Source organism: Polaromonas sp. P4_F9 (assembly GCF_056401235.1).
This window is the reverse complement of sequence record NZ_JBFUJT010000006.1, coordinates 159,588-172,291: the sequence shown is the minus strand read 5'-3', so window position 1 is coordinate 172,291 and position 12,704 is coordinate 159,588. Positions and strand designations below refer to the sequence as shown.

Sequence of the window (12,704 nt, the reverse complement as noted above, 5' to 3'; positions counted from 1 at the left end):
GCCTCAGCCCCTGCCTGAACAACACGCATCGCATTCCACCAAACGAGACGCCAAGGACAAGGCAAATGGCTGGATAATCTTATTTAGTATTATGGTATACCATAATACCGAAAACGGTAAAACATGATCCAATCAACTCAAAAGGAACTTCTATGAGTGCTCTCCAACTCCGAAAAATCGTCACCTACACCGAAGACATCCGGCTCGAGGGTGGCCGTGTGGCGGCCCGTCCGCTGCAACTGTTTGCCGCGGCGGCCGTGCTGACCAACCCTTGGGCCGGACGCGGTTATGTGGACGACCTGAAGCCTGAAATCCATGCCATTGGCCCCCAGCTGGGCAAGCTTCTCACCGATAGCATCCTGTCCATGGCAGGCTCGGGCGAGGCGGTCGAGGGCTACGGCAAGGCGGCCATCGTCGGAACATCGGGCGAGCTGGAGCACGCCTCCGCGCTGATCCACACGCTGCGCTTCGGCAATCTCTACCGCGAAGCCGTCGGCGCCAAGAGCTACCTGGCCTTTACCAATGTGCGCGGCGGCCCGGCCTGTCCGATCGCGATCCCGCTGATGCACAAGCATGACGAAGGCATGCGCTCGCACTACCTGACGATCCAGTTCTCCATCGTCGATGCACCGGCTCCTGACGAAATCGTCGTGGCACTGGGCGCCTCGATTGGCGGCCGCCCACACCACCGCATCGGCGACCGCTACCAGGACATCAAGGAGATGAACGCCAATGCAAGCTGATCTGCACGCCGATAGGGGCGTTGGTTCGCGTGCTGATTTTTCGCCGCCAACGCCGACCGCCTCCGGGGTGACGCCCCAGGGCACGGCCTGGCGCCGCTACGGCCACGGCGCGCCTGTGGTGCTGATCCACGGTGTCGGCATGGCCAAGGAGGTGTGGACACCCCAGGTCAACGACCTGGCCGCTGACTTCGATGTGCTGGTCTACGACATGTGGGGGCATGGCCAAAGTGCTTTGCCCGAAGGACCGTTGGCGCTGAGCCAATATGCGCAGCAGCTCCTGGACCTGATCGACATGCTGGGCCTGCCCCAGGTACGCGTGGTGGGCCACTCCATGGGCGCCCTGGTGGCGCTGGAGTTCGCGCTGGAGCACCCCTCGCGCTGCGCCGGTGTGGTGGCCATGAACGCGGTGTTCTCGCGCAGCGAAGAGCAGCGTTTCCTGGTGCGGCAACGCGCCAGCGAGCTGCTGCGTCACGGCACGCAGGCCAACCTGGACGACACCCTCAAGCGCTGGTTCGGCAGCCCCGGCAACCCGGACACCGCGATGGCCGAAGCGCTCTCGCGCAAGCTGCTGCAGGAGGTCAACCACCAGGGCTATGCCACGGCCTACCAGGTCTTCGCCACGGCCGATGCGGTGCACGCCGCGCGCCTGCCCACCCTGCAGCCGCCGGCGCTGTTCTTCACCGGTGAGCTCGACCCCAATTCGACGCCAGCCATGTCGCACGAGATGGCCCGTCTGGCGCCGCGGGCTGCGGCACATGTGCTGAAGGGGAACCGTCACATGATGAGTCTCACGGCACCGGAGGAGGTCAGCCTCGTCCTGCGCGATGCATTGAACAACTTCACGGAGCAGGTGCCATGAACGACAAACCCCAAGCCTCTCAAGTCCAGGAGGCCCTGCAAACCATCGATGTCCGCTCCTTCCGGGACGGACTCGGTTGTTATCCCACCGGCGTCACCGTCGTGACGACGCGCGATGCCGACGGCCAGCCGCGCGGCTTCACCGCCAACTCTTTCACTTCAGTGTCGCTGGACCCGCCGCTGGTCTCCGTCTGCCTGGCCAAGACCGCGCACAGCCATGCGGTGTTTTCGGCGGCGCCGGCCTTTGCCATCCACGTGCTGAGCGAAGCGCAAAAGCCCATCTCCAGCCTGTTCGCATCGAAAGCTGCGGACAAGTTCGAGCAATGCCAGTGGACCGAAAGCCGCTTGGCCGTGCCGCTCATCAAGGACAGTCTGGCCACCTTCGAGTGCAAGGCCTGGCAGCTGGTCGATGCCGGTGACCACACCATCCTCATTGGTGAGGTCGTCGGTCTGGAGCACAGCCCGGGCCGGCCTCTGGGCTATTGCCGCGGTGCCTATGTCGGTTACCAGGATGTCGCCGCGGTCAACGCCAGCGGCAGCGGCAACGCCCACATCCATGCGCTGATCGAAACTGACGCCGGCGTGGTTCTGCTGCGCCATGGCGACGGCGGCTACGAGTTGCCCGGAGCCTCGCGCCTTGGCACGCCCAGCGGCAACGACGGCCTGTATGGTGTGCTCAAGGCGCTCGGCCTGCATGCCACGCTGGACTTTGTGTTCTCCGTCTATGAAGACGCGCAAGGTCCGTGTGTGATCTACCGCGGCCGCGCCCCTGACGCCGGCCACGGCGACGCGCGCCTGCACCACGTGGCGCTGCAAGACCTTGCCGGCCTGAAGGCGGTCGACGACGCCACGGCCGCGGTGCTGACGCGTTATGCGCGCGAGCGCGCCGAAGACAGCTTCGGCGTCTACGTCGGCGATGCACAGCGCGGCGACGTCACCCCGCTGGCCCACGCCGCCTGATCCCGGCCTGCCTCCCGGTCACCGACTCCAGACTTCAACCTCCCACAAAGCCCGCCATGAAATTTTCATTGTTCGCTCACCCCGAGCGGTATGACGACAGCGTTTCCCATCACCAACTGCTGGAGGAACTGACCGAACTGACGCTGATCGCCGAGCGTGGCGGTTTCGAGACCATCTGGGTCGGTGAACACCACGCGATGGAGTACACCATCGCCCCCAATCCGTTTGTGAACCTGGCCTACCTGGCCGCGAAGACCTCGCGCATACGCCTCGGCACGGGCACCATCATTGCGCCGTTCTGGCACCCGGTGCGACTGGCCGGAGAAGCCGGCCTCTGCGATGTGGTCAGCAACGGACGGCTGGACCTGGGCATCGCGCGCGGCGCCTACCTCTTCGAATACGACCGCCTGCTGCCCGGCCTCGACGCGATGAGCGCCGGCGCCCGCATGCGCGAGATGGTGCCCGCGCTGCAGAAGCTGTTTGCCGGCGACTACGCGCACGACGGCGAGTTCTGGAAGTTCCCGGTCAGCACGCCTGTGCCGCGCCCGATCCAGCAACCGCATCCGCCGATGTGGATCGCCGCGCGCGATCCGATGTCGCACGACTTCGCCGTCGCCAACGGCTGCCATGTGCAGGTCACCGCGCTGGCCGCCGGCGATGCCGAAGTCGCCGAGTTGATGAACCGTTTCGATGCCGCCTGCGAGGCTCACCCCGAAGTGCCGCGCCCCGAGATCATGATGCTGATGCACACCTATGTGGCCGAGACCGAGGAAGAGCTGTCGCGGGGTGCACTGGACCTGCAGAAGTTCTACACCTACTTCGGAAAATGGGCGCGCCGCGAGCGGCCGATCAAGAACGGCTTCATGGAAGCGGTCCGCCAGGAAGAGCTGGACGCCGCGCCGGCCTTCGCCCCGGACAAGCTGCGCCAGAACCTGGTCATGGGCACGCCGGCGCAAGTCATCGAACGCCTGAAGGCGTATGAAGCCCTGGGCTACGACCAGTACAGCCTGTGGCTGGACAGTCATATGGACTTCGAGCGCAAGCGCCGGTCGCTGCAGCTGTTCATCGACGAAGTCATGCCTGCCTTCGCCTGAGCAAGCCTCTCCTCAAACCGATTGACCATGGCCATGCAGCAATTCCAGCAATACATAGACGGCGCTTTCGAACACGCGGAAGAGTCGTTCGAAAGCCTCAACCCTGCCAGCGGCCTGGCCTGGGCCATGATGCCTTCGGCCAGCGCCGCCGACGTGAATCGCGCAGTCGAAGCCGCGCACCAAGCCTTCAGCGATTCCGCATGGTCACGACTGCGTCCCACGCAGCGCGGAAAACTCCTGCATCGCCTGGCCGACCTGCTGGCCGCCAACGTCGAACGGCTGGCCGCGCTGGAGACCACGGACACCGGGAAGATCCTGCGCGAGACCCGCGCGCAGATCCTCTACATCGCAGAGTACTACCGCTACTACGCGGGCATGGCCGACAAGTTGCAGGGCGCGCACTTCCCGATCGACAAGGAGGACATGGAGGCCTACACGCGGCGCGAACCCATCGGCGTCGTGGCCGCCATCGTGCCCTGGAACTCTCAGCTCTTTCTGAGCGCGGTGAAGCTGGCGCCGGCATTGGCGGCCGGTTGTACCGTGGTGCTCAAGGCTTCCGAAGATGGACCCGCGCCGCTGCTGGCCTTTGCCGAACTCATTCATGAGGCTGGTTTTCCTGCCGGTGTGGTCAATGTGCTGACCGGCTTCGGCGCGACCTGCGGCCTGACGCTGACCAGCCATCCGCTGGTCTCCAAGATCGCCTTCACGGGCGGGCCGTCGACCGCGCGCCACATCCTGCGTAACTCGGCCGAAAACCTCGCCACCACGTCGCTGGAGCTGGGCGGCAAGTCTGCGGTGATGGTGTTCGAGGACGCCGACCTTGACAGCACCGCCAACGCTATCGTGTCGGGCATCTTTGCCGCCTCCGGCCAAAGCTGCGTGGCCGGGTCGCGTCTGCTGGTGCAGGCTAGCGTGCACCAGGCTCTCGTTGAAAAACTCGTAGCCAAGGCCCAGGCCATACGCATCGGTGACCCGCAAGACCTCGCCACGGAAATGGGCCCCTTGGCCACGGCGCGCCAGCGCGAACACATCGAGCGTGTGGTACAGGCCAGTGTCGCCGGCGGCGCGCGTTTGTTGACGGGCGGCCGTGTGCCCTCTGCGCAGGCCTCTGGCTTCTATTACGAACCCACCATTCTCGATTGCGATAGCCCGAAGACACCCTGTGTGCAGGAAGAGTTGTTCGGCCCGGTGCTGAGCGTGTTGAAGTTCGATGATGAAGAGCACGCCTTGCGTCTGGCCAATGACAGCCGTTATGCGCTGGCTGCGGGCGTGTTCACCCAAAACATCGCGCGTGCGCACCGCCTCGTGCGCCAAGTGCGCGCCGGTGTGGTGTGGGTCAACACCTACCGTGTGATCTCGCCCATGGTGCCCTTCGGTGGTTATGGCGAAAGTGGGCTGGGCCGTGAGGCCGGCATGGAAGCCATGCTCGACTACAGCCGAAGCAAATCGGTGTGGATCAACACCAGCGATGCGCCCATCGCTGATCCCTTTGTCATGCGCTAACCCGAGGGCAATGTCATGTTTTATGAACTGCGGACCTACCGTCTCAAAATCGGTGCCGTGCCTGCCTACATTCAGTTGGTGCAAGAAGAAGGACTGGCGATTCAGAAGCGCCATCTTGGGCAACTGGTGGGCTACTTTTCGACCGACATTGGTGCGCTCAATCAGATCGTTCACCTCTGGGCTTTCGAGAGCCTCGATGACCGCGACAGACGTCGCACGGCTCTGCTGATGGACCCGCTGTGGAAGGCATTTTTGCCCAAGCTGCAGATCTTGATTGAAGAGATGGAGTGCAGGATTTTGAAGCCCACGCCGTTCTCGCCGCTGGTGTGATCGGTACGGCAATCAGCCCCTGATTTTTTCAATACACACGCTTGAACTGGCTCTGTTATTACCAGCGTGATGTTCGTAGTTCTCTTGTTTGGTTCCGTTCGTTATTCAACACATGGAGTAGTTATGAAAACACTGTCTTTGCGCCGCCGCCATCTGACGGCCCTTGCCCTCGTCTCCCTCGCCATTCCGTTGGCGGGGCATGCGCAGTCATCGCAAATCGTCTTCACCAGCTGGGGTGGCACGACGCAGGCGGCGCAGAAGAAAAGCTGGACCGATCCCTTCACCGCCAGCAGCGGCGTGAAGGTCGTGATGGACGGCCCGACCGACTACGGCAAATTCAAGGCCATGGTCGAAAGCGGCAACGTGGTGTGGGACGTGGTCGATGTCGAGGGTGACTTCGCTGCCCGTGCAGCCAAGGACGGCCTGCTCGAACCCATCGACTACAACGTGGTGCAGAAGGCTGCTCTGGATCCCCGCTTCTCGGGCACGCACCAGGTGGGCAGCTTCTACTACTCCTTTGTGCTGGGCTACAACAAGGACACCTTCAAGACGGCCCAACCCGCCAACTGGACGGACCTTTTCGACATGAAGGCCTATCCGGGTAAGCGCACGCTGTACAAATGGTCTGCCCCCGGCGTGCTGGAACTGGCCTTGCTGGCCGACGGCGTGCCGGCCGACAAACTCTATCCGCTGGACCTGGACCGGGCTTTCAAGAAGCTCGACACCATCAAGAGCCAGATCGTCTGGTGGACGGGCGGCGCGCAGTCGCAGCAGCTGCTGGCGTCAGGTGAAGCACCCTTGGGCATGTTCTGGAACGGGCGTATCAATGCCATCGAAAGCACCGGCGGCAATGTCGGCATGTCCTGGAACCAGAACCTGACCGCCGCCGATGTGTTGGTGGTGCCCAAGGGCAGCAAGAACAAGGCGGCCGCGATGAAGTTCCTGGCTGCGGCGAGCAGCGCCAAGGCGCAGGCCGACTTCGCGGTGGAGACTTCCTACGCCCCCATCAACAAGGACGCGAAGGCCATGATGCCGGCGGCCGCGGTCAAAAACCTGCCCGATCAGTTCACCAAGACGCAGATCAACCTGAATATGGCGTACTGGGCAGAGAACCGCGACGCCATCGGAAAACGCTGGTACGCCTGGCAAGCCCAGTAAACCGGGCCGGGCAGGGTGAAGCCGAGCGGTCGTCGACACGGCCGGCTCTCTTCACCGGGCCCGTGATTCCGGCCGCATTTTTGCCACGTCGAAGACGACCTCAACACGCTTATTTGCCATGCCCAACCCCAGTTCCGCTTCCCTTCCGTACGGCGCTGCCAGGCCGGCCCCGTCGATCAACCCGGCCGGACGGGTCAAGCGCGCTTCCGGCTTTGCCTGGCTGTGGCCGGTGCTGAGCCTGCTGGCGCTGTTCTTTGTGGTGCCGGTTCTGATGCTGCTGCTGCGCAGCTTCATGGAGCCGCAATGGGGCTTGCAGAACTACCGGGAGCTGGTCGGTTCGTGGACCTATGCCAAGGTGATGCTCAACACCTTCACGGTCGCCAGCTTGGTCACGGTTTTCACCGTGCTGGTGGGTTTTCCGGTGGCCTGGCTGCTGGCGATTCTTCCGCGCGGCTGGGCCAAGCTGCTGATGAGCGTGCTGCTGCTGTCGATGTGGACCAACCTGCTGGTGCGCACCTACGCCTGGATGGTGCTGCTGCAGCGCACCGGGGTCATCAACCAGCTGCTGGTGAAGTGGGGCGTGATCGATGCGCCGCTGCCGCTGGTCAACAACCTGGTCGGCGTGACGATAGGCATGACCTACATCATGCTGCCCTTTCTGATCCTGCCGCTGCACGCGACGATCAAGGCCATCGATCCCTCGACGCTGCGCGCCGCCACCATTTGCGGCGCCAGCGCCTGGCAGTCTTTCTGGCGGGTGCTGCTGCCGCTGGCGGCGCCTGGCCTTGCCAGCGGCGCGCTGATGGTGTTTGTGATGTCGCTGGGCTATTTCGTGACGCCGGCCTTGCTCGGCGGGACCAACAACATGATGCTGGCCGAACTGATCGCGCAGCTGGTGCAGTCCCTGCTGAACTGGGGGCTGGGTGGCGCCGCGGCGCTGGTGCTTATGGTCGTGACGCTGGGCCTTTACGCGGTGCAGCTGCACCTCTACGGCGGTGTTCAAGGCAAGCGTAACGCTGCCGCCTGATTGACTGGAACTCCCGACATGTTGCTCGAATTTCGCCGCATTGGCTGGCCCCTCAAGGTGGGGCTTCTGTTCATCGCTGTTTTGACCGTGGTGTTTCTGCTGGCGCCGATTGCGTTCATTGTCGCCTTGTCCTTCGGGAGTTCGCAGTGGCTGGCCTTTCCGCCGCCGAGCTGGACCACCCGCTGGTACCAGCAGCTCTGGGCCGAGCCGGGCTGGATCGAAGCGACCTGGAACAGCCTGAAGATCGCCGTCCTCGTCAGCGTGCTGTCGGTGGTGCTCGGCTTCTTCACCGCCATGGCTTTGGTGCGCGGACGATTCCGCGGCAAGGCCATCCTGCGGGCCTTCTTTCTGACGCCAATGGTCATGCCCGTGGTCGTGCTGGCCGTGGCGCTGTATGCGGTGTTTCTGCGCATCGGCCTGACTGGCACCCTGCCGGGTTTTGTGCTGGGCCACCTGGTCATCGCCTTGCCGTTTTCGATCATCGCGATCTCCAATTCACTGGAGAGCTTTGACTTCGCGCTGGAAGACGCAGCGCGCATCTGCGGCGCCAGCGAATGGGCCGTACGCTGGCGCGTGACGCTGCCGTCGATCCGGCTGGGCCTGGGCGCCGCCGCGCTGTTCTCTTTCCTGATCTCCTGGGACGACGTCGTGCTGGCCATCTTCATGGCGACGCCGGGGGCGGAAACGCTGCCGGTGCGAATCTGGGCCGCGCTGCGCCAGGACCTCTCGCCAGTGATCGCCGCGGCCTCGACCCTGCTGATCGGCATCACGCTCCTGTTCATGCTGCTGTCCGCGCTGCTGGGCGCCAGAACCACCAAACCCACCACCTGATGATTGCCATGTCCACACCCAACGATGTATTTCTGAGCCTGCGCGACCTGCGCAAGACCTACGGCGCCGCGGTCGCAATCGACCATGTGTCGCTGGATATCCAGGGCGGCGAGTTCATGACTTTTCTCGGCCCCAGCGGCTCGGGCAAGAGCACGACGCTCTATATCACCGCCGGCTTCGAAGATCCGACCGAAGGCAATGTGGTGCTTAACCAGAAGAACCTGCTCAGCGTGCCGCCCAGCCAGCGCAACATCGGCATGGTGTTTCAGCGCTACACCCTGTTTCCGCATCTCAGCGTGGCCGAGAACATCGCCTTTCCGCTGCGCGTGCGCAAATGGAGCGAAGACAAGATCCGCGAGAAGACCGCGCGCATGCTCAAGCTGATCCACCTCGATGACTTCGGCCATCGCAAGCCCGCCGAGCTGTCGGGCGGCCAGCAGCAGCGTGTGGCCATCGCCAGGGCGCTGGCCTATGACCCGCCCATCCTGCTCATGGATGAGCCCTTGTCTGCGTTGGATAAAAAGCTGCGTGAAGAGCTGCAGAGCGAGTTGCGCCGCATCCACCAGGAAACCGGGGTCACCGTTCTCTATGTGACGCATGACCAGGAAGAAGCGTTGCGCCTGTCGGATCGCATCGCCGTTTTCAACAAGGGCCGCATCGAGCAGGTCGGCTCGGGCGCCGACTTGTACGAGACGCCCGCCACGCGGTTTGTCGCCAGCTTCATTGGCAATTCCAACTTCCTGCCGATAGAGCTCAGCTCCCGCGGTACCGGCGAGACGGTGTACACGCTGCCCAATGGTGTCAATGTGAGATCCAGTGCCGCGTGCCAGGCGGTAGAGCCAGGCCGTGCGGCGGTACTCATGGTGCGCCCGGACTGCATGCGCCTGAAGCTGGCTACCCAAACGGGTAGTGACGGTGCCAGCCTGCCTGTGCGGGTGCGCGACCGCAGCTACCTGGGCGACACCATCCAGTATTCCGTGGTCACGCCGTGGGACCAGGAGATCAATGTGCGCATGAACGCCAGCATGGGCGATGGCAGGCTCTGGAACTGTGGCGATGACGCGATCGTGGCCTGGGACGCCTCACGCGGCATGGCGTACCAGGACCCGGCCTGAATTCAATGCCGAAGGCTCTAACATGAAACTCCTGTCACCAGCTGCGCCTCCCGTGCCGGGAGCCTTTGTCGATAATGGACACGAAGCAGTGCGCGTTCACAAGATGCGCACACCCGAGGACATTCAGATTAGAGGAAAGATCGTGACACCCATGGCCGACAACATCAAGGTAAACCGAAACCAGAAAACCCTTCGCGAGCTCACGCTTGAGAAGGTTCGTTCGGCGATCTTTTCCCAGTACTTCAAGCCTGGCCAGCGCCTGGTGGAGCGGACTCTGTGCGAGGAGCTGGACGTCAGCCGAACGGTGGTGCGGGAAGTGCTCAGGCATCTGGAAACAGAAGGCCTCGTCGAGTCCGTGCCCCAGCAGGGGCCCATCGTCGCCATCATCGACGCCGACACCACCCGTCAGATCTACGAGCTGCGCGCCCTGCTCGAAGGCCATGCGGCGGCGGCCTGCGCCCTGCGCCGTGACGAGGCCAGCGTCATCCGCATGACGTCCACGCTGCAGCGCATCGAGGCCGCCTTTGAGGCCAATGACCTGCAGGGCGTCATGGAGCAGACCGGAATTTTCTACCAGACGATGTTCCAGGCGGCCGGGGACACCGTGGCCTGGGGCGTGGTGAACTCGCTGAACGCACGTATCAACCGTCTGCGCATGATCACCATCGCCAGCCGCCAGCGTGGCTCGGCGGCGCCTGCGGAAATGCACCGCCTGTTGTCGGCCATCCGCGACCAGGACCCCGATGCCGCGCGGAACGCCGCGCAAACCCACATCCTGAACGCACAGGCCATCGCCATGGCCAGCCTGGAAAACAACGTGGTCTGATGCCTGTGGTCCAGGTTTTCTTCTCCCGTCCGTCAACCTTCATTAACCTGTCCTCCCTGCTGATCAGTGCTGGCTTCTGCCGGCCCTGGGGGGCGGGGTTAGCCTCCGGAATTGCTTCATGACCACTGCCACTGCCACCTCCTCCTCTCCCTTCACTGCACTGCGCGATGCCAGCCTTCTCCAGACTGATGCACTTATCAACGGCTGCTGGGTGGCCGGCGCGCGGCGATTCGACGTGGCCGATCCGGCAACCGGACACAAACTGGCTGATGTGGCCAACCTCAGCGCAGCCGAGACCGACGCCGCCATTGCCGCCGCGAATGCTGCTTGGCCCGCCTGGCGCAGCAAGACTGCCAAGGAGCGCAGCATCATTTTGCGGCGTTGGTTCGACCTGCTGATGACTCACCAGGATGACATCGCCCGGATCATGACGGCCGAGCAGGGCAAGCCCTTTGCCGAGGCCAAAGGCGAGGTGGCCTACGGCGCGAGTTTTGTCGAGTGGTTCGCCGAAGAAGCCAAGCGCGTCAACGGCGAAACCCTGCCGCAGTTTGCCGCCGACCGCCGCCTGATGGTGCTCAAGCAGCCGATTGGCGTATGCGCAGCGATCACGCCGTGGAACTTCCCGCTGGGGATGATCACCCGCAAGGTGGCCCCGGCGCTTGCGGCTGGCTGTACGGTCATCATCAAGCCCGCGGAGTTGACGCCGCTCACGGCACTGGCCGCGGCCGAGTTGGCCCTGCGGGCCGGCATTCCGGCCGGTGTGATCAATGTCATTACTGCAGACGGGCAGAACTCCATCGAGGTGGGCAAGGCTTTGTGCGCCAGCGACACCGTTCGCCACCTGAGCTTCACGGGATCCACTGAAGTAGGGCGCATCCTGATGGCCCAGTCGGCACCCACGGTCAAAAAAATGTCGCTCGAACTGGGCGGCAACGCCCCTTTCATTGTGTTCGACGATGCTGACATTGATTCAGCGGTCGAAGGTGCGTTGGTCAGCAAGTACCGCAACGCAGGCCAGACCTGCGTCTGTGTCAATCGGTTTTATGTGCAGGATGGGGTGTACGACGAGTTTGTCAGCAAGTTCGCAGCCAGAGTCAAGGCCATGAAAGTAGGCAATGGCTTCGAAGTGGGTGTGGTGCAAGGTCCGCTGATAGAAAGCGCTGCAGTGGACAAGGTACAGCGGCACATCGATGACGCTGTAAAAAAGGGCGGCAGATTGGTGGCCGGTGGTCACAGGCTACAGGGCCTGTTTTTCGAGCCAACGGTAATCGTCGATGCGACGTCGGACATGCAGTGCGCGCGTGAAGAAACTTTCGGCCCGTTGGCACCTGTTTTCCGTTTTAGAACCGATGAAGAAGCTATCCTCGCGGCTAACGACACCGAGTTCGGGTTGGCGAGTTACTTCTACAGTCGCGACATCTGGCCGTGCGTAGTGACCGACCACGTCAAAATCGTACTTTCGCTTCGCTATTTCTGCGAGGTCGATTTCGGCAGCCAGGATGGTCTCCTCATTGAACACCGGGCCTGCAAGCACCTTGCCGAAGGGGTCGACAATGCAGCTGCCACCTCGCATCAGGATCGTTTCGGGATCGCTACCCTGGACAGCATCGTAGGCTTGTGGACAGTCCCCCCGGCGCAACATTTGACAGGCTGAAAGCACGAAGCACGCACCTTCCAACGCGACGTGCTGCATTGACGGAACCCATGTGTCGCGATCATCTGCGGTGGGCGCGCAGTACAGCTCGATTCCTTTCGAGAACATTGCGCTGCGCATCGCTGGCATGTAGTTTTCCCAGCAGATCACCGCTCCCACGCGCCCGTGAGAAGAGTCGAAGACGGGCAGGGTGGAGCCGTCCCCAAAGCCCCAAACAAGCCTCTCCGCCGCGGTCGGCATCAACTTGCGGTGCTTGCCGAGCAAACCACCAGTGGGACACACAAACACGACCGTGCAGTAGAGAGTGCCGCCGGAACGTTCGATGACGCCGACGACGAGCATTGAACCCGTCCTGGAGGAGATCTCCTCAAGTTGGCGGGTTTCCGGGCCAGGCACCTCGATTGCACTGCGGAAATAGCGAAGAAAGTCTTCGCGGCCTTCGGCAGTTCGACTTCCAATGCGAGCGCCGAAATCCAAACCCTTGGGGTAGCTGCCGATGAAGGCTTCGGGGAAGACGATGAGCTCGCTACCTTCGCCCGCGGCTCGCTCAGCGAGCGCAGCCAGCTTCTCCATTGTTTTGGGGGTGTCGAACACGACGGTGCTAG

General features: G+C 63.0%; 11 protein-coding genes and 2 pseudogenes. 12 read left to right on the top strand and 1 reads right to left on the bottom strand.

The annotated features are described in order from the left end of the window. Window positions 1-152: 152 nt before the first annotated feature. From AC1DUB_RS07820 to AC1DUB_RS07765, 12 genes and pseudogenes are all read left to right on the top strand, one after another. The gene (locus AC1DUB_RS07820; protein WP_477729061.1) at window positions 153-743 is read left to right on the top strand and encodes an amino acid synthesis family protein; all 591 of its coding nucleotides are present in this window, start codon (window positions 153-155) and stop codon (window positions 741-743) included. Further along, complete coding sequence (locus tag AC1DUB_RS07815) at window positions 733-1,602, top strand: alpha/beta fold hydrolase (RefSeq protein ID WP_477729060.1); 870 nt, start codon at window positions 733-735, stop codon at window positions 1,600-1,602. Before AC1DUB_RS07820 ends, AC1DUB_RS07815 begins: the two co-directional genes overlap by 11 nt. Continuing rightward, entirely contained in the window at window positions 1,599-2,561 is a 963-nt protein-coding gene (locus AC1DUB_RS07810; RefSeq protein WP_477729059.1) for a flavin reductase family protein, read from the top strand. Before AC1DUB_RS07815 ends, AC1DUB_RS07810 begins: the two co-directional genes overlap by 4 nt. 56 nt (window positions 2,562-2,617) lie before the next feature. After that, window positions 2,618-3,655 (top strand): LLM class flavin-dependent oxidoreductase, encoded by a 1,038-nt coding sequence (locus AC1DUB_RS07805; protein WP_477718597.1) that lies wholly within the window; start codon window positions 2,618-2,620, stop codon window positions 3,653-3,655. Window positions 3,656-3,688: 33 nt separating this feature from the next. Next, entirely contained in the window at window positions 3,689-5,158 is a 1,470-nt protein-coding gene (locus AC1DUB_RS07800) for an aldehyde dehydrogenase (RefSeq protein WP_477729085.1), read from the top strand. Window positions 5,159-5,173: 15 nt separating this feature from the next. Then, window positions 5,174-5,488, top strand: a complete 315-nt coding sequence (locus AC1DUB_RS07795) for an NIPSNAP family protein (RefSeq protein ID WP_477729058.1) — start codon at window positions 5,174-5,176, stop codon at window positions 5,486-5,488. A gap of 123 nt (window positions 5,489-5,611) precedes the next feature. Continuing rightward, window positions 5,612-6,646, top strand: coding sequence for an ABC transporter substrate-binding protein (locus AC1DUB_RS07790; protein WP_477729057.1), 1,035 nt, complete (start codon window positions 5,612-5,614; stop codon window positions 6,644-6,646). Window positions 6,647-6,764: 118 nt separating this feature from the next. Beyond that, on the top strand, window positions 6,765-7,673 hold the full coding sequence (locus AC1DUB_RS07785; protein WP_477729056.1) for an ABC transporter permease: 909 nt from the start codon (window positions 6,765-6,767) through the stop codon (window positions 7,671-7,673). A gap of 18 nt (window positions 7,674-7,691) precedes the next feature. Beyond that, window positions 7,692-8,504 carry an ABC transporter permease gene (locus AC1DUB_RS07780; protein WP_477729055.1) on the top strand — a complete coding sequence of 271 codons (813 nt, stop codon included), beginning with the start codon at window positions 7,692-7,694 and terminating at the stop codon, window positions 8,502-8,504. Window positions 8,505-8,512: 8 nt separating this feature from the next. Continuing rightward, window positions 8,513-9,619 (top strand): ABC transporter ATP-binding protein, encoded by a 1,107-nt coding sequence (locus AC1DUB_RS07775; protein WP_477729054.1) that lies wholly within the window; start codon window positions 8,513-8,515, stop codon window positions 9,617-9,619. A 142-nt stretch (window positions 9,620-9,761) separates the two neighbouring features. Beyond that, the gene (locus AC1DUB_RS07770; RefSeq protein WP_477729084.1) at window positions 9,762-10,445 is read left to right on the top strand and encodes a GntR family transcriptional regulator; all 684 of its coding nucleotides are present in this window, start codon (window positions 9,762-9,764) and stop codon (window positions 10,443-10,445) included. Between the two features lie 118 nt (window positions 10,446-10,563). After that, a pseudogene (locus tag AC1DUB_RS07765) lies at window positions 10,564-11,865 on the top strand (NAD-dependent succinate-semialdehyde dehydrogenase); the annotation flags it as partial. A gap of 96 nt (window positions 11,866-11,961) precedes the next feature. Here AC1DUB_RS07765 and AC1DUB_RS07760 read toward each other — a convergent pair. Next, a pseudogene (locus AC1DUB_RS07760) lies at window positions 11,962-12,672 on the bottom strand (nitrilase-related carbon-nitrogen hydrolase); the annotation flags it as partial. Window positions 12,673-12,704 lie beyond the last annotated feature (32 nt).

Coding starts and splice junctions, on each gene's coding strand:
- AC1DUB_RS07815 (WP_477729060.1), top strand. CDS start 733: ATGCAAGCTGATCTGCACGCCGATAGGGGCGTTGGTTCGCGTGCTGAT.
- AC1DUB_RS07800 (WP_477729085.1), top strand. CDS start 3,689: ATGCAGCAATTCCAGCAATACATAGACGGCGCTTTCGAACACGCGGAA.
- AC1DUB_RS07795 (WP_477729058.1), top strand. CDS start 5,174: ATGTTTTATGAACTGCGGACCTACCGTCTCAAAATCGGTGCCGTGCCT.
- AC1DUB_RS07780 (WP_477729055.1), top strand. CDS start 7,692: ATGTTGCTCGAATTTCGCCGCATTGGCTGGCCCCTCAAGGTGGGGCTT.
- AC1DUB_RS07790 (WP_477729057.1), top strand. CDS start 5,612: ATGAAAACACTGTCTTTGCGCCGCCGCCATCTGACGGCCCTTGCCCTC.
- AC1DUB_RS07775 (WP_477729054.1), top strand. CDS start 8,513: ATGTCCACACCCAACGATGTATTTCTGAGCCTGCGCGACCTGCGCAAG.
- AC1DUB_RS07820 (WP_477729061.1), top strand. CDS start 153: ATGAGTGCTCTCCAACTCCGAAAAATCGTCACCTACACCGAAGACATC.
- AC1DUB_RS07805 (WP_477718597.1), top strand. CDS start 2,618: ATGAAATTTTCATTGTTCGCTCACCCCGAGCGGTATGACGACAGCGTT.
- AC1DUB_RS07785 (WP_477729056.1), top strand. CDS start 6,765: ATGCCCAACCCCAGTTCCGCTTCCCTTCCGTACGGCGCTGCCAGGCCG.
- AC1DUB_RS07810 (WP_477729059.1), top strand. CDS start 1,599: ATGAACGACAAACCCCAAGCCTCTCAAGTCCAGGAGGCCCTGCAAACC.